The sequence below is a fragment of the Pseudoalteromonas sp. L21 genome, from assembly GCF_021728035.1.
GTDB classification, from domain to species: domain Bacteria; phylum Pseudomonadota; class Gammaproteobacteria; order Enterobacterales; family Alteromonadaceae; genus Pseudoalteromonas; species Pseudoalteromonas arabiensis.
This window is the reverse complement of the sequence record NZ_JAKKCV010000005.1, coordinates 210,151-232,055: the sequence shown is the minus strand read 5'-3', so window position 1 is coordinate 232,055 and position 21,905 is coordinate 210,151. Positions and strand designations below refer to the sequence as shown.

18 protein-coding genes and 1 tRNA gene are annotated in these 21,905 nt (G+C 39.4%); 18 read left to right on the top strand and 1 reads right to left on the bottom strand.

The window, feature by feature from the left end; all coding sequences use genetic code 11:
* Positions 1 to 99 precede the first annotated feature (99 nt).
* From L3V41_RS15520 to L3V41_RS15485, 8 genes are all read left to right on the top strand, one after another.
* Positions 100 to 2,748: a family 20 glycosylhydrolase gene (locus tag L3V41_RS15520; RefSeq protein ID WP_237128054.1), complete on the top strand. Its 2,649-nt coding sequence runs from the start codon at positions 100 to 102 to the stop codon at positions 2,746 to 2,748.
* A gap of 285 nt (positions 2,749 to 3,033) precedes the next feature.
* The gene (locus tag L3V41_RS15515) at positions 3,034 to 4,317 is read left to right on the top strand and encodes a sugar MFS transporter (RefSeq protein ID WP_062567246.1); all 1,284 of its coding nucleotides are present in this window, start codon (positions 3,034 to 3,036) and stop codon (positions 4,315 to 4,317) included.
* Between the two features lie 600 nt (positions 4,318 to 4,917).
* Positions 4,918 to 6,066 (top strand): dTDP-glucose 4,6-dehydratase, encoded by a 1,149-nt coding sequence (gene rfbB / locus L3V41_RS15510; protein ID WP_237114741.1) that lies wholly within the window; start codon positions 4,918 to 4,920, stop codon positions 6,064 to 6,066.
* Position 6,067: 1 nt separating this feature from the next.
* Positions 6,068 to 6,934, top strand: coding sequence for a glucose-1-phosphate thymidylyltransferase RfbA (gene rfbA / locus L3V41_RS15505; RefSeq protein WP_130151597.1), 867 nt, complete (start codon positions 6,068 to 6,070; stop codon positions 6,932 to 6,934).
* A gap of 4 nt (positions 6,935 to 6,938) precedes the next feature.
* Complete coding sequence (locus tag L3V41_RS15500; protein WP_237114742.1) at positions 6,939 to 8,363, top strand: lipopolysaccharide biosynthesis protein; 1,425 nt, start codon at positions 6,939 to 6,941, stop codon at positions 8,361 to 8,363.
* 21 nt (positions 8,364 to 8,384) lie between these two features.
* A complete protein-coding gene (locus tag L3V41_RS15495) occupies positions 8,385 to 9,458 on the top strand; it encodes a DegT/DnrJ/EryC1/StrS family aminotransferase (RefSeq protein WP_193988201.1) in 1,074 nt (357 codons plus the stop codon).
* A gap of 5 nt (positions 9,459 to 9,463) precedes the next feature.
* Positions 9,464 to 10,027 (top strand): acyltransferase, encoded by a 564-nt coding sequence (locus L3V41_RS15490; protein ID WP_193988202.1) that lies wholly within the window; start codon positions 9,464 to 9,466, stop codon positions 10,025 to 10,027.
* Positions 10,012 to 11,022 carry a glycosyltransferase gene (locus L3V41_RS15485; protein ID WP_237114743.1) on the top strand — a complete coding sequence of 337 codons (1,011 nt, stop codon included), beginning with the start codon at positions 10,012 to 10,014 and terminating at the stop codon, positions 11,020 to 11,022. Before L3V41_RS15490 ends, L3V41_RS15485 begins: the two co-directional genes overlap by 16 nt.
* Before the next feature lie 245 nt (positions 11,023 to 11,267).
* Here L3V41_RS15485 and L3V41_RS15480 read toward each other — a convergent pair.
* Positions 11,268 to 11,343: transfer RNA gene (locus tag L3V41_RS15480), tRNA-His, on the bottom strand.
* Positions 11,344 to 11,620: 277 nt separating this feature from the next.
* Here L3V41_RS15480 and L3V41_RS15475 point away from each other — a divergent pair.
* The 10 genes from L3V41_RS15475 to L3V41_RS15430 all read left to right on the top strand — a co-directional run bounded on the left by L3V41_RS15475 (position 11,621) and on the right by L3V41_RS15430 (position 21,904).
* The gene (locus L3V41_RS15475; protein ID WP_062567247.1) at positions 11,621 to 12,451 is read left to right on the top strand and encodes a mechanosensitive ion channel domain-containing protein; all 831 of its coding nucleotides are present in this window, start codon (positions 11,621 to 11,623) and stop codon (positions 12,449 to 12,451) included.
* 22 nt (positions 12,452 to 12,473) lie between these two features.
* Entirely contained in the window at positions 12,474 to 13,253 is a 780-nt protein-coding gene (locus L3V41_RS15470) for a DUF481 domain-containing protein (RefSeq protein WP_130151602.1), read from the top strand.
* 108 nt (positions 13,254 to 13,361) lie between these two features.
* Positions 13,362 to 16,052, top strand: a complete 2,691-nt coding sequence (locus L3V41_RS15465) for an SLBB domain-containing protein (RefSeq protein ID WP_346656325.1) — start codon at positions 13,362 to 13,364, stop codon at positions 16,050 to 16,052.
* Between the two features lie 8 nt (positions 16,053 to 16,060).
* Positions 16,061 to 17,095 carry a nitroreductase family protein gene (locus tag L3V41_RS15460; protein ID WP_193988204.1) on the top strand — a complete coding sequence of 345 codons (1,035 nt, stop codon included), beginning with the start codon at positions 16,061 to 16,063 and terminating at the stop codon, positions 17,093 to 17,095.
* A 76-nt stretch (positions 17,096 to 17,171) separates the two neighbouring features.
* On the top strand, positions 17,172 to 17,567 hold the full coding sequence (gene gspG / locus L3V41_RS15455) for a type II secretion system major pseudopilin GspG (RefSeq protein ID WP_130151605.1): 396 nt from the start codon (positions 17,172 to 17,174) through the stop codon (positions 17,565 to 17,567).
* Positions 17,564 to 19,222, top strand: a complete 1,659-nt coding sequence (locus L3V41_RS15450) for a GspE/PulE family protein (RefSeq protein ID WP_237128053.1) — start codon at positions 17,564 to 17,566, stop codon at positions 19,220 to 19,222. The genes gspG and L3V41_RS15450 overlap by 4 nt, the downstream gene beginning before the upstream one ends.
* The gene (locus L3V41_RS15445; RefSeq protein ID WP_193988206.1) at positions 19,222 to 20,421 is read left to right on the top strand and encodes a type II secretion system F family protein; all 1,200 of its coding nucleotides are present in this window, start codon (positions 19,222 to 19,224) and stop codon (positions 20,419 to 20,421) included. Before L3V41_RS15450 ends, L3V41_RS15445 begins: the two co-directional genes overlap by 1 nt.
* Positions 20,405 to 20,812 (top strand): type II secretion system protein, encoded by a 408-nt coding sequence (locus L3V41_RS15440; RefSeq protein WP_130151608.1) that lies wholly within the window; start codon positions 20,405 to 20,407, stop codon positions 20,810 to 20,812. The genes L3V41_RS15445 and L3V41_RS15440 overlap by 17 nt, the downstream gene beginning before the upstream one ends.
* Positions 20,802 to 21,203 carry a type II secretion system protein gene (locus L3V41_RS15435; protein ID WP_193988208.1) on the top strand — a complete coding sequence of 134 codons (402 nt, stop codon included), beginning with the start codon at positions 20,802 to 20,804 and terminating at the stop codon, positions 21,201 to 21,203. Before L3V41_RS15440 ends, L3V41_RS15435 begins: the two co-directional genes overlap by 11 nt.
* Positions 21,197 to 21,904: a prepilin-type N-terminal cleavage/methylation domain-containing protein gene (locus tag L3V41_RS15430; RefSeq protein WP_130151610.1), complete on the top strand. Its 708-nt coding sequence runs from the start codon at positions 21,197 to 21,199 to the stop codon at positions 21,902 to 21,904. The genes L3V41_RS15435 and L3V41_RS15430 overlap by 7 nt, the downstream gene beginning before the upstream one ends.
* Position 21,905: the final 1 nt, after the last annotated feature.

Below are 21,905 nucleotides of genomic sequence, written 5' to 3'. Positions count from 1 at the left end.
TCATTTTAGTTTTTATATGATAGGTATGAATAATAAACAAAAATGACAAGTAATACGGAAAAAATACCGTAAACTCAGGGCATAAACGAGGAGAAAGTAATGGGTTTTAAAAAGTCTGCACTCGCTGCAATGATAATGGCAGCACCTATAATGGCAAACGCGGCACTCACACAGTCGCAGGTAAATCAGTTTGCTAAAGATACCGAGTTACTGTTTTCAGTTGAAGATAACTTTCGTAACAGAGACGCGGGCTTTTTAGGAAAAATCACCCTTAACAACCGCTCTGATGTTGCGTTACCTGCAGGCGAAAGTGATTGGCAACTTTATATCCATTCGGTTCGTAAAATTTCAACAGAGCATGTCGCAGGCCTCAATGTTGAACATGTAAATGGTGACTTACATCGTCTTGTACCAACCAGCTCATTTAAAGGGTTAGCAGCAGGCGAAAGTTTAGATATTCCTTTCGATGCGCAAGTATGGATTGTTGCATACAGTGATTTTATGCCGCGTGCATTTTTTGTAGCAGGTAAGAGTAAGCCAGCCATCTTTGCCAATACAGACACTGAGGACTTTAAAGAGTTTGTTACGCCATTCACTCGTGATAACCAACTATACCGTTACAACGAACCAAAAGATTTATCCGTTTTGGCAACGGCAAAAGTGCGTTTTGAAAGAAACCAAAAAGATAAAGTCGAAGTAAATAAAGACGATGCTTTAAAACGAATTATTCCAAAACCGCAAAAAGTTGATTTTAACCGTGGCACAACAACACTTAACAGTGATTGGCAAATTAGTTACCAAGGCCAGCTTAAACATGAAGTCATGGTCTTCATGCAAGACCTGCAAGATGACTATGGAATTAGTTTAAAAGCTCAACCTGACCATATAAACCTTGGCAAAGAAAAAATCATTCGCCTAAACGTTGACCCTGCTTTAAACACAGGTAAAGCAGAAAGTTATACACTGGAAATTGACGATGATGTCATTAATATCGTGGGCAGTGATAATGCCGGTGTATTTTATGCGATGCAAAGTGTATTAAACCTAATTCCAGCAGGCAGCAAAGACTCTGCAAATTTACCACAGCTTGAATTAGAAGATGCTCCGCGTTATGGCTGGCGTGGCATGCATTACGATAACGGTCGTAACTATCATGGCAAAGAAGCCATGTTCAAACTTGTTGAGCAAATGGCTCGCTATAAAATGAATAAGCTACATTGGCACTTTTCTGAAGATGAAGGTTGGCGTCTTGAAATCCCAGGTTTACCTGAACTCACAGACGTTGGCGGTTATCGCTGTTTTGATTTAGAAGAGCGCGAGTGTTTATTAACGCAACTTGGTACGGGGCCATTTAAATCAGGCTCAGGTAATGGTTACTTAAAACGTGATGAATTTGTTGAGCTATTAAAATTTGCCAAAGATCGTCATATTCAAATTATCCCAGAAGTTGAAGGGCCAGGTCATGCGCGTGCCTCAATTAAAGCAATGGAAGCGCGATACCATAACCTGCTTGAAGAAGCAGAAAAAACAGCTAAAAATAACATCAAGTCACAGTCAGCTAATAAGGAAATTCAAAAAGTAGATATTGGCCCTGCAACACAATATTTATTGACCGATCCTAAAGACACCTCTGTGTACATGACAGTTCAAAACTACAAAGATAACTCGATGAATGTATGTATGGACTCAACCTACGCATTCTTAGATAAAGTGACCTATGAACTACAGCAGATGTACCGCGAAGCAGGTGTGCAGCTAAAAAATCTACACATAGGTGGTGATGAAGTGGGGGCTGGTTCGTGGATTGGCTCGCCGATTTGTCAGGCGCTGTTTGCTGATCCTAATAATGGTGTTGCTGGCCCTGCAGATTTAAAACCTTACTTTACTCAGCGTGTGGCGACCTTACTTGAGAAACGTGGTATCTCTCCGGGTATATGGGAAGATGGCATCATGTATGATCGTGAAAACTCGTTTAAGCGTGATGAGTTTCCAAATAAAACCTTTACAGTTAATACATGGGATAACATCTGGGAGTGGGGTGTTGCAGATAGGGCGTATCGCTTAGCCAATGCCGGTTACCAAGTGGTGTTATCGCATGGTACGCATTTGTATTTTGATCACCCGTACGAGGCAAGCCCTGAAGAACGTGGTTATTACTGGGCAACCCGTTACACCGACACCAAAAAAGCGTTTAACTATATGCCAGATGATGTGTATGCCAATGCCGATTACACACGCACTCGCGAGCCAATTGTTAATCTAGAGGCGTTAGTTGGTCGCCCATTACCTAAGCTTGAAAAACCTGAGAATATTTTAGGCATGCAAGGTCAAGTTTGGTCAGAAACAATCCGTACCGAAGATCAAGTGCTAGCGATGATCTTCCCGCGTATTTTATCGGTTGCAGAGCGTGCATGGCACAAAGCTGATTGGGAAGGGCAAAGCGTTGATAGTCAGAAACAAGCAAAAGATTGGGCTGAGTTTTCAAGTGCCGTTGGCTTAAAAGAGCTTGAAAAACTAGCTCAAGGTGGCATTAATTTACATTTGCCTGTGCCAGGTGGAGTGATTGAAAATGGTAAGCTCTATGCCAACAGCGCATTTGCTTATTTGAGCATTGAGTACAGCCTTGATAACGGCCAAAGCTGGCAGTCTTATGCTGAGCCAGTAAAGGTTGATAGCAAGGCAAAAGTAGCTTTGCGCACTCGCTTAAATGAGCAGCAAACCAGTCGCGTTACTTTTGTTGGAGAGTAATGTTTAAGGTATTTCGCGCGAAATAAATTTCACGCCTATGTGGTGTGTTTTTAACGGTTGTGCAATGTGGCATCTGCGCGCGAAATAAATTTCACGCTTACGTGGTGTGTTTTTAACGGTTACACAATGTGTACCTGTGGGTGAGTTAAGCTCATAGCTAAAAGAAATATGTCAGCGCTGTCATTTTTGTTGCGATAGTGTTATAAATATTTAATATCAATTTTATATAATTAATCTAAATGAGCAGCATTGCAGGGCCAATGCCTGCTGTGATTGGGAAACACTATGTCAGAAACGAATAAACAAAGTAGCTTAGTGCCAATGGCAATAGTGGCGACACTGTTTTTTATTTTAGGCTTTGCCACTTGGTTAAATGGCTCGTTAATGCCGTTTTTACAACAAATTTTACAGCTTTCACCGTTTCAGGCATCACTGATAATTTTCTCATTTTATATTGCAGTAACATTTACAGCGATCCCATCGGCGATGATCATTCGAAAAGTGGGCTATAAAAATGGCATGGCGCTGGGAATGGCAACCATGATGGTAGCAGGGTTATTGTTTATTCCTGCGGCTAAAACACAAGTGTTTGCACTGTTCTTATTTGCTCAACTTGTTATGGGCGCGGGTCAAACTTTGCTACAAACAGCCGTTAATCCATACGTAGTGAGAATTGGACCTGAAGAGTCAGCAGCAGCACGCGTGAGTGTCATGGGGATACTCAACAAAGGAGCTGGGGTTATTGCACCGATTGTCTTTACCGCGCTGATTTTAAGTGATTTTACAGGGTTTGTTGATAAAGAATTAAGCCAAGCTGATATCGATGCCATGGCAAATGGTTTAATACTCCCTTATTTAGGAATGGCGATTTTTATTGGTGTACTCGGTTTTGCCGTAACTAAAATGCCATTACCAGAGCTAATCGACGATGCTGATGAGCAAAAACCTGGGCAAGTAAAGGAAGCGCTGAGCCACCCAAGTCTTGCGTTAGGGATTGTTGCATTATTTGTTTATGTAGCTGTTGAAGTAATTGCTGGTGATACAATTGGCAGCTTCGCACTTTCATTAGGTGTTGAAAAGTATAGTGTTATGACTTCATACACCATGGGTTGCATGGTATTGGGTTACTTTTTAGGAATTTTATTAATTCCACGCATCTTGTCGCAGCAAGTTGCATTGACAATTTCTGCGATTTTGGGTTGTGCGCTTACAATAGCAATTGTTACAGTAAGCAATGAGTCTGTTTTTATTTCAACATTACTAGGCCTAAAATCGGTACTTCCTGATACCTTATTACTCATCGCTGTGCTAGGCTTTGCTAATGCGATTGTTTGGCCAGCAGTGTGGCCGTTAGCATTATCAGGTTTAGGCAAACTAACGAGTGTAGGCTCGGGCTTACTTGTGATGGGTATAGCCGGTGGTGCATTTGGCCCGTTATTTTGGGGTTTGGCAAGTGGCGGAGTTAAAAGTGCTGACGCCCAACAGGCAGCCTATATTGTGATGTTGCCTTGTTATTTATTTATCCTTTTCTATGCTTTAAAAGGGCATAAAATGAAAAGTTGGAAGTAATAATAAGCTTAAGGTTAAGTTATACAAATACTAACCTTGAGCTGTGAAAAGCATTTCTAGTAAATAGAAATAATCCCGTGTGTAATGCCACCGAAAGGTGGCATTTTTTTGTCAAAGCTAAACGGTACGTAAATTGATGTAAAACTGCTTCACAGAATAAGAGAGCTTTCCCCGTTTTTGTCGATTTTTCCGTTGTATCCGTTCATTTTTATGATCCAAGGCCAATAATCTCAAGATTGTCTACGGCTTAGTCAACTTAGCCAAATAGCTATTTATCAAATCAAGTCTTTGTTCCTCAAACATTATCCAAGCTTATTAAAAAAGCAAGGTGCTTACTAAATGAATGGAAGGGATGGAAATCAGGGGAACGCATTGAGATGAGTACTTGTGGATATGATGCTTTGCTGGATAACACGTTAAGGAATACCCAGCCATTTTACCTAATTAAAAATTTAGATGAATTTAAAACGCCATCGAATATGGTAATATTCGCAAATACAGCAGATAAGTGAAATGGTATAGGCAATAGAGCCTTTATCAAGTAGCTATTAGTAAAAGCTTTAGAGCAGGGTAAGCTCTAGAGCCCCTAAAAGGATTAAAATGAGATATTTAGTAACAGGTGCAGCTGGTTTTATAGGCTCTGCGGTTATACGCCATATCATTGAAAACACAAAAGACTCCGCTATTAATGTTGATAAACTGACTTATGCAGGTAATTTAGAGTCATTGAAATCGGTTGATTCGAGTGAGCGTTATACTTTTGAGCAGGTAGATATCTGTGACCGTGAAGAACTTGATCGCATTTTTAGGCAATATCAACCAGATGCTGTGATGCACTTGGCTGCGGAAAGCCATGTTGATCGTTCAATTACAGGCCCTGCAGAGTTTATTCAAACAAATATAATCGGCACCTATAATTTACTTGAAGCTGCTCGCCAGTACTGGAATACATTAGAAGGTAATGCTAAAGAAAAATTTAGATTTCATCATATTTCGACAGATGAAGTGTATGGTGATCTGCCACACCCAGCAGACCTTGCTCTGGAAGAAAATGAGCTGCAACCTCAGAGTTTGCCATTATTTACAGAGCAAACAGCTTATGCACCAAGTAGCCCATACTCTGCAAGTAAAGCATCGAGTGATCATTTAGTAAGAGCTTGGGCTCGTACCTATAATTTTCCAACAATCGTCACCAATTGTTCAAATAATTACGGCCCTTATCATTTTCCTGAAAAGCTTATTCCATTAGTGATATTAAATGCTTTAGAAGGGAAAGAGCTGCCGATTTATGGCAAAGGTGATCAGATCCGTGATTGGTTATATGTAGAAGATCATGCCCGTGCCTTATATAAAGTAGTGACAGAAGGAAAAGTCGGAGAAACTTACAATATTGGTGGGCATAATGAAATGCAGAATATAGAAGTCGTAAAAATGATTTGCGATCTTTTAGATGAGTTAGCCCCAATTAAACTTAAAGAGCTGAAATCGAAAGAGGGTGAATTATTAACTACATATTCTTCACTTATAAAGCATGTAAATGATCGCCCAGGTCACGATAGACGTTACGCTATAGACTCAACAAAAATGAGCAAAGAGCTTAATTGGAAGCCACTTGAAACATTCGAAACTGGCCTTAGAAAAACGGTACTGTGGTACTTAAATAACCTCGACTGGTGTCAAAATGTGCAAGATGGTTCCTACCAACGAGAACGCCTTGGTGAAATAAACCTCAACAAAACGGAGCAATAATATGAAAGGGATTATTCTAGCTGGGGGGTCTGGCACACGCCTATATCCTTTAACTCGTGGTGTTTCCAAACAATTACTGCCTTTATATGATAAACCTATGGTTTATTACCCATTATCTACTTTAATGTTGGCTGGAATTAAAGATATTTTAATTATAACCACGCCAGAAGACCTTCAGAGTTTTCAGCGAATTTTAGGTGATGGCTCAGATTTTGGTATTCAACTAGAGTATGCAGTACAGCCTAACCCTGAAGGGCTTGCCCAAGCATTCATTATCGGTGAAGAGTTCATTGGTAACAGTTCTGTGTGTTTGGTTTTAGGTGATAATATCTTTTATGGTCAAGGTTTCCCTAAAACATTAGCGAGTGCAAGTCATCGTGAAAGTGGTGCAACTGTATTTGGTTATCATGTTAAGGATCCGGAACGTTTTGGAGTCGTTGAGTTTGATGAGAACTTAAAAGCTATTTCTATTGAAGAAAAACCAGCTAAACCAAAATCTAATTTCGCTGTTACAGGGTTATATTTTTACGATAATTCAGTCGTTGAGAAAGCTAAAAAAGTAAAGCCTTCATTACGAGGAGAATTAGAAATAACCAGTATTAACCAGATGTATTTAGAAGAAGGTACACTGCATGTCGAGCTATTGGGTCGAGGCTTTGCTTGGCTCGATACGGGAACACATGAAAGTCTTCATGAAGCCTCTAATTTTGTACAGACAATTCAACATGTCCAAGGGCTTAAAATTGCCTGTTTAGAAGAAATTGCATGGCGTAATAACTGGTTAACGGCAGAACAAATACTTGCGCTGGCGGAGCCAATGAAAAAAAATGAGTATGGTAAGTACCTTGTACAATTAGTCAGTAATTAAGTTCATGCACGACAAGAAAAAAATTAAAAGTGGTTTTATTTGGAGTGCATTAGATAGTTTAGGCACACAAGCAATAGCTTTAGCTACAAGCTTAGTTCTGGCTAATATCTTAGGTCCAGCAGTATTTGGTTTAATTGCCATGCTAGCGATATTTATTGCGGTTGCTAATGTGTTTATTAATAGCGGGTTCAACGCTGCATTGATACGAAAGACAGACAGAGATGAGTCTGATTTTGCGACTACTTTCTATTTCAGTCTTGGTGTATCCATAGGCTGTTACCTATTACTATTTTTCTGCGCCCCTTATATTGCCCAATTCTATCAGCAGCCAGAGCTAACTACACTAACCAGAGTTATTGCACTTGTTGTCGTGATTAATACTTTTTCGGCAATTCCCATTGTCAAACTCAGTGTAAGCTTAAACTTTAAAACGCAAGCTAAGTGCAATTTCATTGCACTTACTTGTAGCAGTCTATTAGCATTGGCTTTGGCTTATTTTGATCATGGTGTATGGGCATTAGTGGCTCAACAACTAGCATTAGCAATCATCAATGTATTGATGCTAAATATTTTGGTGCCATGGAGGCCTAAGCGCAAGTTTTCTAAAGAATCCTTTAAAAACCTATTTGGTTTTGGTTCAAAGCTACTTTTATCTGGCCTGTTAGATACTATTTACAATAATATTTATAGCCTAATTATCGGTAAGCAGTTTACAGCCGTTCAGCTTGGTTTATTCAATCAAGCGAATAGATTGTCTAGCTTACCTGCGGTTACTTTGACAGGGGTAATTCAAAAAGTTACTTTTCCTATGTTAAGTGCGATACAACACGATACGAAGAAACTTGATGCATCCTACTTATTAACTTTGCAATTTGCTGCAGTAGTCATATTCCCTGTTATGTTTGGTTTATGCATTATTGCCAAGCCGTTGATTGAAATCTTATTAGGGCAAGAATGGCAGGGTACTGCAGAGCTCGTCAGTATCATTACAATGGCGTTAGTGCTTTATCCAATTCATGCTATTAATTTAAACATGTTACAAGTGAAGGGACGTTCTGACCTCTTCTTAAAATTAGAAATAATTAAGAAGATAACGATTACCTTAATACTTGTTGTGACGGTACCTATGGGTATTAAAGCAATGTGTATAGGTATGGTTGTCAGCTCTTACTTGGCATTGTTTATCAATACTTACTACACAGGTAAGCTTTCGAGCTTAACGGCTTATAAGCAGCTGATAGCCTTGCTTCCGATTGCGCTTATTACCGCTTTTTCGGCCTTTTTAGGATACAGCGTTGGTATGAACTTCAGCAGCAATATTATTCAAATTATCACTATGTTAGGTGTTGCTCTAGGAAGTTATATTCTAATTCTAATTCTGATGCAGCGATCATTGCTTATTGCCTTAAAAAACACATTAAAAAATTAACCCTATATGGAGTCATTATAAATGATTGCCTTAAACAACCCTGTTAAACCTAACTTAAAAAAGCTCCAAAAATTACTCGAAAAAATAAATGATAATAGTTGGTTCACTAATTTTGGGCCTATGCATAAAGAATTAACTGAAAAGTTAGAGGATTATTTATGTGTAGAAAACCTTTTACTGACAAATAATGGTACGTCAGCACTTCAAATCGCAGGTAGGGCACTTAACAGCCACTCTCTAATCTCAACACCATTTAGCTTTGTAGCTACTGTTAGCGCTTTTAAATGGCAGAAAGATGAAGTGGCATTTGCGGATATTGACTCAAGTAGTTTAAATATTTGCCCAGATGCAATTAAAGCTGCTTATGAACAAGGCTGTAAAGCTGATACTTTAGTTGCTACACATGTGTATGGAAACCCCTGTGATGTTCTTAAATTAAAAGATCTTGGCGAACAAAAAGACTTTAAAATTATTTATGATGCCGCGCATGCTTTTGGTGTGAAAATCAATGAACAATCAATTTTAAAGTATGGGGATGCGAGTACATTGAGTTTTCATGCAACCAAAGTTTTTCATACGGTTGAAGGTGGAGCTGTTATTTTTAAAGATAAAGACAGCTATGAAAGGGCTGAGCGACTCATTAATTTTGGTTCTAACCCAAGTGATTCGAACCATGTTGGCATAAATGCAAAAATGAATGAGTATCAAGCAGCTGTTGGTTTGGTTAACCTTGAAGAAATAGATGATGTGCTTGATCATAGAGCTGAATTATTTCATGCATATAGACAAGGTTTAAAGGATGTAGTTAAGTTACCTACTTGGCACCCAGAAGCAAATGCCAATGGTGCTTATATGCCAATCTTGTTAGACAGTGAGAAACAGCTAAAGAAAGTGACTCAAGCATTAGAAGAAAATAACATTCAAAGCCGCAATTACTTTGCTCCTTCATTAGACCGAATCTTTGTAGATGAACACAATTACGGAACGTCCAATAGCTTAAAAGCATCAGAAAGTATCTTGTGCTTGCCTTTACATGCGCATTTAAAACTACACGATATTACAACCGTTATCGAAAATGTAAAAAAAGGATTGTAGAAAATATGGCTTTTTATACACAAATTGAATTAGAAGCTTTGGGATTCAAGCATGTAGGTAAGAATGTCAAATTGTCAAAATTAGCATCTATTTACAATGCGGCAAACATAGAAATTGGCGATAACAGTAGAATCGACGACTTCTGCGTTTTATCAGCGGGAAAAGAGGGGATTAGCATAGGCAAGTACGTGCATATTGCTGTTTATACGTCATTGATAGGTGCAGGAAGAATTACGATGGAAGACTATACATGTCTATCATCAAGATGTTCAGTCTACTCTAGTAATGATGACTATTCAGGCGAATATATGACGAACCCAACGGTTCCAAGTCAATATACCAATGTTAGTCATGCACCGGTTACAATCAAAAAGCATAGTTTAATTGGAGCTGGAAGCATTATTTTGCCAGGGGTGATAATTGAAGAGTGCGTTGCAGTTGGTTCTCTATCTTTGGTCAATAAATCTCTTGAGGCTGGTTTTGTATATGCAGGGCAACCCGCTAAAAAAATCAAGCAACGCAGCAGAAATTGTGAAACGCTGGAAAATGAATTATGTTCGAAAAACTAGTCGCACCTTGCGAGGAAGAGGTTACTAAACACTGGTTATATGCTGACCAAGTTTTCACTTCGATTATTTGCACAACATTTAATCAAGAAAGCTATATCCGCGATACAATAGAAGGATTTCTAGCTCAAGTTACAGAGTATCGGTTTGAGATTATTATTCACGATGATCTCTCTACTGATAACACGCGGGCTATCATCCAAGAGTACCAGCAAAAATACCCATCAATAATTAAACTCATACTACAAGATGTAAATCAGTTTTCGATCAACATTAACTTGCCTTTCAAACATTCGTTAGCAATTGCGCAAGGAGAATATGTTGCCCTTTGTGAAGGGGATGACTTTTGGGTGGATCGTTGTAAGTTGCAGAGGCAGATTCTGGAACTTAAAAAACATAGCGATCTGAACCTATGTGTACACAATGCATACATTATAAACTCTGAAGAGGAGCCACACTCTTCATATCAGTTTCCTACACGAAAAGAAGCTACTCATATCATTGATTATGCTGAAATATACAAAGTACACTCACAGTTTTGCCCAACAGCATCAATGTTTATAAGAAAAAGTGTCTTGGATAACTTACCTAGTTTTTTTTATGATGCGCCAATCGGAGACTTTTTCTTGGAGGCTTTCTCTGGGATTAATGGGATTGTTTATCTACATGAAAAAATGAGTGTCTACAGACGTGAAAGTCAGAACTCCTGGTCTTCTGAAACAGTAAATAATACCGTGAAATTAAAAAAGCATAACTTACGCATGATAGAGTCTCTAGATAAACTAGAGCGTTACCTTGAGCCTGAATATTCTCGTAATGTAAAAATAAGAAAACAATACATATTTGGCCAATTATGTACTCAAAGCGTGTTGCAAAATAAATATTTAGAGTCAGTGAAATACTTTAATAAATATCGTGCACAAGGCGCAGCTTTTAAATCACTGTTAAGTTTACTGTATCGTTGTTCTAAAACGCTATTTATGAGACGTGCATTTTAGGTATTACAGCTTCAACAAAAACTAACCAGCAGCGAAAAGGCTACTTAGTATCTAAGTAGCCTGAAAATGACATTACATTTAGTATTAGGGCTTAGAGCTTATTTTTAGGAGGAAAGCTTTTAATCTTACAGCTACAAAAACGCTACTTTTAAAGAGAGAGTTTTGCCGACATTGCGCACTTCAAAGAAGTTTAAAGAGTAAGTGAAATTTAATTTGATAAATAAGGATATTTATAGAGGAAAAAGTGGGGCGACTGATGGGGCTTGAACCCACGACAACCGGAATCACAATCCGGGGCTCTACCAACTGAGCTACAGCCGCCACTGAGATACACCTCGATTGGTGTGGCGCGCATATTACATAATTAATATCACCTTGTGAAGCCCTAAATAGAAAAAACTATAAAAAAGTTTCTTTGCTCGGAAAATTCAGAAATGCTCATGCAGTCAGGTGGCATTCAGTTTTGCAGATTAGACTTTCGCCCTCTGCAATAGAGCAATCACTCATTTTTAATCAGTCTGTAATTTAATGATTTTTTAACCAAAGATCATATATAATTTATACAGCGTTATGCTAAAAATGAACTTCAGGAGAGAACATGGATACTATAATGAACTGGATCAATGAGAATTCAGGTTTAATCATACATTACGCCATTCAGGGTGTGTTGGCGCTAATTATTTTTCTTATCGGTGGCCGTATCGCCAAATTTTGTGAAGGGTTAACTGAAAAAGCTTTCGACAAGAAAAAAGTGGATAAAGCGGTAGGTTCATTTGTAGCAAGCATTGTGTATGCGATCGTATTTGCTGCAACAATCCTAATGGCACTTTCGCAACTAGGTATTGAAACAACATCATTCATCGCTATTTTAGGTGCGGCTGGTTTAGCGGTTGGTTTAGCGCTACAAGGTTCATTATCTAACTTTGCATCAGGTGTACTAATCATTTTACTTCGCCCTTTCAAGTCAGGTGACTACGTTGAGGCTGGTGGCAAAGCAGGTACGGTTAAAAAGATTGAGATCTTCTCTACAGAGTTACGCACGCCTGATAACAAAGTGATTATCATGCCAAACTCAAAAATCATGGGCGATGCCATTATTAACTACTCACGCGAATCAACACGTCGTATCGATTTAGTGATTGGTGTTGGCTACGATGCAGATCTAAAAGAAGCAAAAGCAGTGCTAAAATCAGTGCTTGATAAAGAAGAGCGTCTACTTAAAGACCCTGCTTATACCGTTGCTGTGTCTGAACTTGCCGATTCAAGTGTTAATTTTGTGGTGCGTCCATGGGTCAACTCGTCTGATTACTGGCCGACCTACTTTGATCTTGTAGAAAACATTAAGATCGCATTAGATGATGCAGACATCACTATCCCATTTCCGCAAATGGATGTTCATTTGCATAAAGAAGACGCAAGCGTCAAATAAAAGCAGTAAAGGTTATTTTTTAATGAAATTAAAAGCTTTATCAATTCTGGTTGCAGCATCAGCTGCAACTAGCGCATTCGCAGCTGACGAAACTAAAACGTGGGATGTAACCAGCGAACTGGGTGCAATTATCACTAGCGGTAATACTGAAACAACCACATTAAAAGGCGGTATTAAGGTATTACACAATCTTGAAAGCTGGAATAACGAATACAAACTTGACGGTCTTTATAAAGAAGATGAAGTTGAGAATGATGCGGGCGAAAAAGAAACGCAGCGTACTAATGAAAAGTACTCATTCTCTGCGCAAGGTAACTATAAATTAAACGAAAAGCACTCACACTTATTCATCTACGGCTCGCACGTATCTGATTATTTTGGTGCATATCGTAACGAAACAGTTATCTCAGCAGGTTACGGTTTACGTTTAATCGACCGTTCTGACATGTGGCTGAACGCTGAAATTGGTCCTGGTTATAAATACTTCCAATACCCTGATGACAGCACGGAAATGGATGATAACGGTAACTCACTTGCTGGTGAACGTGAAGGTGAAGTCATTGCGTTAGGTAAGGTTGATTACAACTGGCAAATTTCAGAAAGTGCACGTTTTACTCAGCTTGTATCTGTGGAGTACGGTGATACAAATACCAAAACACGCTCTGAATCAGCTATTTTGGCGAAAATCAACGGTTCACTACAAATGAAAGTGGCGTATAACATCACCCATAACTCAGATGTAGCAGACGACAAAGAAAATACCGATACAGAAACATCATTAACGTTAGTTTATAGTTTCTAAGCGCTTTATTTTAAGATTGAATGGGTAAACTTGTTTACCCATTTTTTTTGCTTAAAAAATGATGTAGTATGCGGCGGTTAATCTTTATTTTCTTAGAAGGGAAACTTTGTGAAGTTTTTTAGGCTTGTAATCGCTCTTTTTATGTCGCTTTTATTTATAACAGAAGCGCACTCCGTCACTCCGACCAAGCAGCAAATTGAACAATTTAAAAAGCTACCTAAATCACAGCAAGAAGCTATAGCAAAGAAATATGGCTTGGATATAAGCATGCTGGATTCTACCAATAAGGATGGCGAGTCGCTTGACGATGAGAATAACAGCTCAGTGATGCCAAGAGATTTATTCGGTGAGAAAAAAGATAATAAAGAAGAACTCACGGATGAAGAAAAATTCAAACCTCAACCTGATGAGCTTAAGCCTTTTGGTTATGAGTTGTTTTCAGGTGAACCAACAACATTCGCGCCAACAGAGAGCGCACTGGTACCAGACACCTATATTGTAGGCTCTGGTGACACATTAACGGTTAACCTATTTGGTAAAGAAGCTTCAACTGAAGAGGCAACGATTGACCGTGAAGGGCGCTTAACGGTTGGTTCGCTTAAGCCTGTGACTGTTGCAGGTATGCAGTATGCTGATGTAGTTCAGTTAATTAAAGCAAAAGTTCAGCAAGAAATGATTGGTGCAGAAGCATTTGTATCAATGGGTAAAACACGTTCGATTCGAATCATGGTGTTAGGTGAATCTTATAAACCAGGCGCTTATACGGTTCCTTCACTTGCTTCGATTACCCACGCTCTTTTTGTTAGTGGTGGTATTTCAGAAATTGGTTCGTTACGTAATATACAACTAAAAAGAGCGGGCAAAACGGTCACTACACTTGACTTATATAACCTACTTATTAAAGGTGACAGTAGTAACGATGTAATCTTAAAACCTGGCGATGTGGTATTTATTCCGCCTGTAGGTATGCAAGTTACTGTTGATGGTGAAGTACGTCGCCCTGCTATTTTTGAATTGAAAGAAGGCGAGTCTAGTCAAGATCTTATTGCTATGGCAGGTGGTTTTAGTGCCGCTGCATTTCCTCAAAAGTCAGTGGTAGAACGTTATACAGGTCACAGCTCAAAAACTGTATTGCAATTAAACCTATTCGATAAAAACGCCTATACACCAAAAAACGGTGACACAGTAAAAGTGCCTTCATCAAGCCAAGAGCTAGATGATGCGGTGACTCTAATTGGTGCGGTTTCTCACCCAGGTAACTATTCATGGCATGAAGGTAAAACGGTTAGCCAGTTATTTAACTCACTTAAATCTGATTTACTGCCAATTGCTGATTACGATTACTCACTCATTGTACGTGAAATCAATGTCCGTGGTGATATTGAAGTCCATCAGTTTTCTCTTTTAGATGCAGTAAATGGTAAGCAAGATTTAGAGCTTAAGCCGCGTGATATCGTTGTGGTATTTAGCCGTTTTCAATCAATTGAAAGTGAAGAAAATGCTTTAAACACAATGGCACTTACTAAAGAGCAGTTAAAGCAGCAAGAAAAAATCAGATTATGGGATGAATACGAAGAGCGTAAGTTCTATGAATTCATCGACTTAGGCTCGTCATTCGATAAAGAATTAGCACTTAGTGTCGCTGAAGAAGAAGAGGAAGAAGTTTTATCAATTACAGAAATGCTCACAAACAAAGATGAGTTAGAAGATGATGAGTATGCTGTATTTAGCCGTAAGAAATTACTAAAACCAATTTTAGCCAAGTTAAATCAACAAGCAACTAAAGACAGTGGCTTGCAGATTATTGGTGTGCGTGGTGAAGTATTTTACGAAGGCGTTTATCCGATGCCTGTTAATGCAGACGTACACGATGCGGTTGCAGCTGCTGGTGGCTTAAAAGAGTCCGCTTTTTTACAAAATGCTGAGGTAACGCGATACACAGAAAATTCAGACTTACAGCATATTAGTATTGATTTATCGACCTTAAATACAAAACAAGGGACAGAGCATTTTGCTTTAGAAAGTAAAGACACAATTAATGTTTACCCAATTCCTAATTGGCAGCAAGACAGAAAAATTAATATTCTTGGCGAAGTTAAATTCCCAGGTATCTACAGTATTGCAAAAGGTGAAAGCTTATCGAGCGTAATCAAACGTGCCGGCGGCTTTACTGATTTTTCTTTCCCTGAAGGGGCGGTATTTACCCGTGAAGCAATCAGACTACAACAACAGCAGCAATTAAATAAAATATCAGAAGACTTACGTCGTGATATTGCGTCTAAAAGTTTCAATAACTCAATTACTGATGCATCACTTTCTTATCAAGATATGGATAGCTTGATTAAAGACTTAGCTAAAGTGAAAGCGGTTGGCCGACTGGTTATCGATTTACCAGCCATTGCCAGTGGTAAACGCGATTTACAAGTTGAAGACAGCGATGTGTTGTATGTTCCTTCAAAACGTAACAGTGTTGATGTTGTGGGTGAAGTAAACTTCTCAGGTTCGCATTTATATCAAAATGAACTGAGCTTAGATGATTACCTAACACGCAGTGGTGGATTAAAACCGCGTGCTGATGAAGACCGTATCTATATTATTAAAGCCAGTGGTCTAGTCGAAGTACCAAACCGAGGTTCTTGGTTTGCGGTTAATAACGACTTTGAGCTATCACCTGGGGACACAATTGTGGTACCTCTTGATACCGATTACATTGATAACTTAACTCTTTGGAGTTCAGCAACACAAATTATGTATCAAATGGGTGTAGCAGTTGCAGCAATCAGCTCATTAGGTAACTAGACTATTTGATGAAAGCTTATGTAATCAAATTACTTAAACGTGCAATAGAGCAACTTCAAGTTGCTCTATTACCTTTATGCAGTAAATCACCAATACTGTCTGGGTTGTATTTTACTTTTTTCTCACGAGATTTTTTTTACGAGCACCAAGCAATACTTAAAGCTCGTCTTGCATATAACAATCAACAAGGCATGCATGGTAAATCAAGTGCCTTATTAAGACGCAATATACACCGCTTAGAAAAGGGGCTCATAATGCAGCCTAGGCGTAGTGTCTTTGCACTCGATTATTTAACAGAGACATTAGCGGCTTACCAACTTGCAGTAACCCAATCAAATGTGGAACAGTCAGAGTTGCAATGGGCAACGGATGTCCTCAGCGAGTACTTTTCTGTTGTAGATAAACAGCATTCAACTGTTGCAAAAAATTATGCTGTCTTTCAGCAGCTATCAACGGCACATAGCGGCTTGAAAAAGCCGTACGCTTACCAGCAAAAAGAGCCACACCAAGTTAGCTATGAGCAGTTTTTAGCGTTAACCAAGTTTCGTACCTCTGTACGTTGGTTTGAGCAAAAGCAAGTTGAGCTAGAAAAAGTTGAAAAAGCACTCGCTGCTGCACTGCAAGCGCCGAGTGCGTGTAATAGGCAGCCTTTCGAATTTTATTCTATTACAGAACAACCTTTGCTTAATAAACTGGCTAACTTACCAGGTGGGACGGCAGGGTTCGCAGACAATATTCCACATTTGATCGCCGTCGTTGGAGATTTATCGTATTATCCATTTTCGCGAGACCGGCATGTGATATATATAGATGGCTCGCTTGCATCCATGCAGTTTATGCTAGCACTTGAAACTTTAGGGTTGAGTAGTTGTCCTATCAACTGGCCTGAACTTATCACTTTAGATAAACGAGTCGCTAAGTTACTTGATTTACCGCAGTACAAGCGAGTTGTGATGTTCATTGCTGTAGGCTATCCCGCTAATTCAGGAATGATACCTTATTCAGATAAAAAGCAAGCGAAAGATATTTTAAAGCAGCTTTAATGCTTGAAAATTCGTTATATCGACAGCTATTTTCCTGCTTGATATACTCAAGCAAATTTAAATTTAAGGAGTTTTCATGAAAAAAAATAAAGGTTTCAGTTTAATGGAACTAATGATAGTGCTTATCATTCTTGGGCTATTAGGTTCTTTGGTTGCTCCTAAATTATTCTCAAAAGTAAGCTCATCGAAAATTAAAACTGCGGTTGCACAAATGCAGATGTTTGAAACAGCTATCGACACATATCGTTTAGATATGGGCACCGTGCCACCAACATTACAAGCATTACGTAGAAGCGAATCGGCAAGTTGGGATGGTCCTTACCTACCCAAAGACATTCCGCTAGACCCGTGGGGCAAAGAATATATTTATAAAGTACCGGGTGAAAACGGTGCACCTTATACCATTATGAGTTATGGCCTAGATGGGCAACCGGGTGGTGAAGGTGAAAACGAGGATGTGATTCATAAATGATCGATCTTAGCCAATTACTTGCTGAGCAATTTAAAGTTTCTGCCGCTGACATAGACAAAGCAAAGTCATATCAAAGTAGATACGATGGTAGGCTAGAGCAAATTTTAGTTAATATGGGCTGTTTAACTGAAGATGATTTAGCCCCTTTGTACAGTAAGTTATTAGGCTATCCGCTGTTTTCTGTCGATGACTATCCTAATTGGCAACTTCCTGAAGGGGTGGATGTAACACTACTTCAATCGCTCAAGGAACTAGATTGCGTATTACTTGAGGTGGGCGATGTATGGACTTTGGCCTGTAAGGACCCGCTTTCGTTATCGCTGGCACAGTTTATTCAGCAGCATGATGTCGATGTCAACATACTAGTTGCAACTGAGTCACAGCTACAAACCTTTTTTTACGAGATTCAAAGTACCTCAGAAAATAATATTGAGGATGATGAACTCACCGGTGATGAAGAGGCCAGATTAAGAGAGCTTGCTTCAGAAGCACCAACAGTAAACCTGTTAAACTCATTGATCACTAAAGCGCTGGCAAGAGGCGCGTCAGATATGCACCTTGAACCGCATCAAGGGCGCTTTCGTGTGCGCTACCGAATAGACGGTGTATTACATGAAGTAGATAAACTTGCGCCTAAAATGCAGTTACCAATCACAACGCGTCTAAAGATATTGTCAGGCATGGATATCGCAGAAAAGCGTCGTCCTCAAGATGGTAAAATAGAACTGCGTATCGCTAACCAAGAGCTTGATATACGTGTTTCTGCTTTACCGCTTAATGATGGTGAAAGTATTGTTTTACGTTTCTTATTAAAAGACTCAATTCGCTATGATATGTCGGTACTTGGTTTGTCTAATGATACACAAAATCTTATTCAGCAAGACCTACGTAAAACTACAGGGGTTATCTTGCTTACGGGCCCCACGGGTTCAGGTAAAACCACAACCCTTTACACGTTCTTAAATGAACTTAACCGCCCTGATGTCAAAATTATCACGCTTGAAGACCCAGTGGAGTACCAACTAGAAGGTGTAAACCAAGTACAAGTTAATAACGATATAGGGTTTAACTTTGCTGCGGGTTTACGTTCAATAGTACGTCAAGATCCAGACATTATCATGGTCGGTGAAATACGTGATGCGGAAACCGCTCGAATCGCTTTGCAATCAGCATTAACAGGGCACTTAGTTTTTAGTACCGTGCACACCAATGACGCAGCAAGTGCTTACACCCGCTTGCTCGATTTAGGTGTTGAAGAGTTTTTACTTAATGCGGCGCTGGTGTCAGTTGTTGCTCAGCGTTTGGCTAGACGCCTATGTCAGCACTGTGCGACACCTTTAGAAGATACAAGCGAATTACTTGCCCAGTATCCGTTAGAACAAGTTGCTAAAAATGCCGCCATCAGTGAATTAAACATCAAGCAAGCTGTTGGCTGCGAACATTGTAATCACACCGGCTTTAAAGGCCGAATTGCGATTAACGAATATTTGCGATGCGATGACGAAATCAAACAACTGCCTAAAAATGATCAATTTATTTCTAAAGCACAAGCCCATAATGCGCAATTGAAGCGCCGTAACCTGATGCAAGATGGTTTGTATAAAGTGGTTACTGGCGTGACCACCATAGATGAAGTATTGCGGGTTGCAGGCTAATGGAATTTGAATATAAAGCCATTGATAACCAAGGGGCGCGGCATCAAGGTGTCGTCAATGCTGCCAGCCAAGCCGAGGCACAAAAAAAACTCCTCGCAGATGGTTTAAATGCATTATCTATTAAGCCTATAGCAAGTGCTTCAAGCATCAGTAGTTTATTTTCACAAAAAGTAAACTTGGATCAGCTCGAGTTTTTTACCAGTGAGTTGGCACTTTTACTCGAAAGTGGTATACGTGTTGACCGCGGTATCGATATTATTAAAAAAGCAAATGGTCACCCAGCATTAACACGGTTATTGAGTCAAATCTCGGCTTCTTTAAAAAAGGGCTCGTCATTGAGCGAAGCCTTTTCAGAACATGAGCATTTATTTGGACCTTTATATATCAGCTTACTGAAAATAGGTGAAACCTCGGGTAACTTACCAGAGGTGCTTAATCGCCTATCAAACGATTTGAAGTTCCAAAAAGACCTTCGCACACAAATTAGTACCGCGTTAACGTATCCAAGCGTTATCTTTTTTGTGTGTATTATGGCGGTTTACTTTGTGCTTACCTTTATTGTGCCAAAAATGTCGGGTATTTTTACCGACCTTAGCCAAGCGCCTTGGTACACACAAATGATCATCAATGTGAGTAACTTTTTTGTTGATTACCAAGTGATTATTATTGGCTCTGTGGTGGCTGCAATTATGGGGCTGTCGTATGGCTTAAAGCGGCCAGAGGTTAAAAACTGGTTTTACATAAAAATCTCGCGTTTACCTGGCATTGGTAGCGTGATTTTAACAGCAGAACGTATTCGCTTTTCGCAATCTATGGCGATGATGCTAGAGGCTGGCCTACAACTAGACACCACCCTAGAGCTCACTGCAAATACCTTAAAACACCCAGAGCTGAAACGCGATGCAAAACTAGCGTTAAAACAATTAAAAACCGGTAAGCAACTGAGCCAAGTGTTAGAGAAAACACGTATTTTTCCTGACTTTTTCTTATCTATTATTAAAGTGGGTGAAGAGACAGGCCGACTACCTAGAGTGTTTTCTGAGGTTGCACAGCGCAGTAAAGCTGAACTTGAAAGTGTGATCAAAAAGCTGACGACTATGCTTGAGCCCATCATGCTTATTTTTATGGGGGGCTTTGTAGGTGGTATCGTCATAACAATGTTAATGAGTATGGTCTCTATTAATGATGTTCCATTCTAAAAAAGCCGCTGGCTTCTCACTTATTGAGCTAATGGTTGTGATGGCAATCATGGCGATTGTTATGGGGTTGACCGGCGGGTTAGTCACCAAAGCGGTTGATCAACAAACACGCCAAGTTGAATTGCAAAAAGTGAGGCAACTATTTAAACGCCTTAGTTACCAAGCTTACTACTCTGGTTTTCCTATTAATGTTCGTATGCAAGGCAGTGAAATTACGATTACAGTTAATCAGCAAGTATCAAGTATGCAATTTGAGCAATTAGTGTTTTCACCTAACGACTACCTAGTTGCGACTAACTCATTAGTGACCCCAAATAGCTATAAAATACTGCGCGCAGACACAATTCAAGAATACAAACTCGAGAGTATGTTTACCCCTTATGAAAACTAACCAAGGCTTCACCTTAATTGAAGTGCTCATAGCTGCGGTTATATTATTCTCATCGCTGGCAATAACAGCACAACTTTACAGTGCTAGCAGCTTATCTGCCGAAAAAGCAGCAAACACAGCTCAGTATTATCAAAGTGCTGAGCTTGTTATAACGAATATAAAGTCGCAGCTTAGAGAGCGTTATCAAACCACAAAACAAAAAGAGTACAGTGGCGTAACACAAGCTTTCGGTTTCGAATTTGAATGGCAGGCAACAACACAAACAATGATAACCCCGCCTATGGAAGTTGATGAAGACTTCCCGCCTGACGCTCGTTTTCCTATCTTTCTAGTTGAAGTGGAAGCACCAAAGTCTGGGCGTTCTTTTCAATTTAGGGTGGTTGCATGGTAAAGCAAAAAGGCTTTTCACTCATTGAGCTTATGATAGCCACAGCGCTGTTGTCTATGGTTATGTTTACAGGTTACTTTGCATACAGCCTATATACAGACAAATGGCAAAAGCGAGCGGACCATTTTTGGCAGCTTAACCAAAGTGCACTCGGTACAGAGGCAATTATAAGAACATTAGAAGCGGCAAGTGTGTATATTGTTCGCGATCAAAAAGAGCAATTTTCAATATTATTTGCAGGCCAGCAAACTGAAATCACACTTGTCACCAACACAGGCTTATTTTCGAATGAAACTGCGCTTATTAATATTAAAGCAATTGACCAAGATAACGGACTACAAAGCTTACTTTATAGTGAAATGCCTTTAAACAACACATTGTTGTTAAACTACCCAATAGAAGAAAACTGGCAGTACCAACATATATTAGTAAACGACATTGCGAAGATAAATTTTCAGTTTTACGGCTGGGAAACCTTACAAAATGCCGTTGCTGGCAACCTTGATAGTGCTGAGCTATCAATTGGAGAAACGCGTGTTAAAAGGCGTTGGTATACAGAACATAACCTCCCTAACAACAGGCTTTTACCTAATAAGTTAGCGCTGTTTTTTGAAAATGAACAACAGCAAGTTACTCATATACAGGTTGATTTGATTAACGTTTCGTACCTTGATCTAGTTAGACATTTAAGGCTGGACGTTTAAT

What these genes read in the sequence shown, in the direction of transcription:
- rfbA (WP_130151597.1), top strand. Translation starts at nt 6,068, where the DNA reads ATGAAAGGGATTATTCTAGCTGGGGGGTCTGGCACACGCCTATATCCT.
- L3V41_RS15490 (WP_193988202.1), top strand. Translation starts at nt 9,464, where the DNA reads ATGGCTTTTTATACACAAATTGAATTAGAAGCTTTGGGATTCAAGCAT.
- L3V41_RS15430 (WP_130151610.1), top strand. Translation starts at nt 21,197, where the DNA reads ATGGTAAAGCAAAAAGGCTTTTCACTCATTGAGCTTATGATAGCCACA.
- L3V41_RS15470 (WP_130151602.1), top strand. Translation starts at nt 12,474, where the DNA reads ATGAAATTAAAAGCTTTATCAATTCTGGTTGCAGCATCAGCTGCAACT.
- rfbB (WP_237114741.1), top strand. Translation starts at nt 4,918, where the DNA reads ATGAGATATTTAGTAACAGGTGCAGCTGGTTTTATAGGCTCTGCGGTT.
- L3V41_RS15435 (WP_193988208.1), top strand. Translation starts at nt 20,802, where the DNA reads ATGAAAACTAACCAAGGCTTCACCTTAATTGAAGTGCTCATAGCTGCG.
- L3V41_RS15450 (WP_237128053.1), top strand. Translation starts at nt 17,564, where the DNA reads ATGATCGATCTTAGCCAATTACTTGCTGAGCAATTTAAAGTTTCTGCC.
- L3V41_RS15485 (WP_237114743.1), top strand. Translation starts at nt 10,012, where the DNA reads ATGTTCGAAAAACTAGTCGCACCTTGCGAGGAAGAGGTTACTAAACAC.
- L3V41_RS15440 (WP_130151608.1), top strand. Translation starts at nt 20,405, where the DNA reads ATGATGTTCCATTCTAAAAAAGCCGCTGGCTTCTCACTTATTGAGCTA.
- L3V41_RS15495 (WP_193988201.1), top strand. Translation starts at nt 8,385, where the DNA reads ATGATTGCCTTAAACAACCCTGTTAAACCTAACTTAAAAAAGCTCCAA.
- L3V41_RS15500 (WP_237114742.1), top strand. Translation starts at nt 6,939, where the DNA reads ATGCACGACAAGAAAAAAATTAAAAGTGGTTTTATTTGGAGTGCATTA.
- L3V41_RS15515 (WP_062567246.1), top strand. Translation starts at nt 3,034, where the DNA reads ATGTCAGAAACGAATAAACAAAGTAGCTTAGTGCCAATGGCAATAGTG.
- L3V41_RS15475 (WP_062567247.1), top strand. Translation starts at nt 11,621, where the DNA reads ATGGATACTATAATGAACTGGATCAATGAGAATTCAGGTTTAATCATA.
- L3V41_RS15445 (WP_193988206.1), top strand. Translation starts at nt 19,222, where the DNA reads ATGGAATTTGAATATAAAGCCATTGATAACCAAGGGGCGCGGCATCAA.
- L3V41_RS15460 (WP_193988204.1), top strand. Translation starts at nt 16,061, where the DNA reads ATGAAAGCTTATGTAATCAAATTACTTAAACGTGCAATAGAGCAACTT.
- L3V41_RS15520 (WP_237128054.1), top strand. Translation starts at nt 100, where the DNA reads ATGGGTTTTAAAAAGTCTGCACTCGCTGCAATGATAATGGCAGCACCT.
- gspG (WP_130151605.1), top strand. Translation starts at nt 17,172, where the DNA reads ATGAAAAAAAATAAAGGTTTCAGTTTAATGGAACTAATGATAGTGCTT.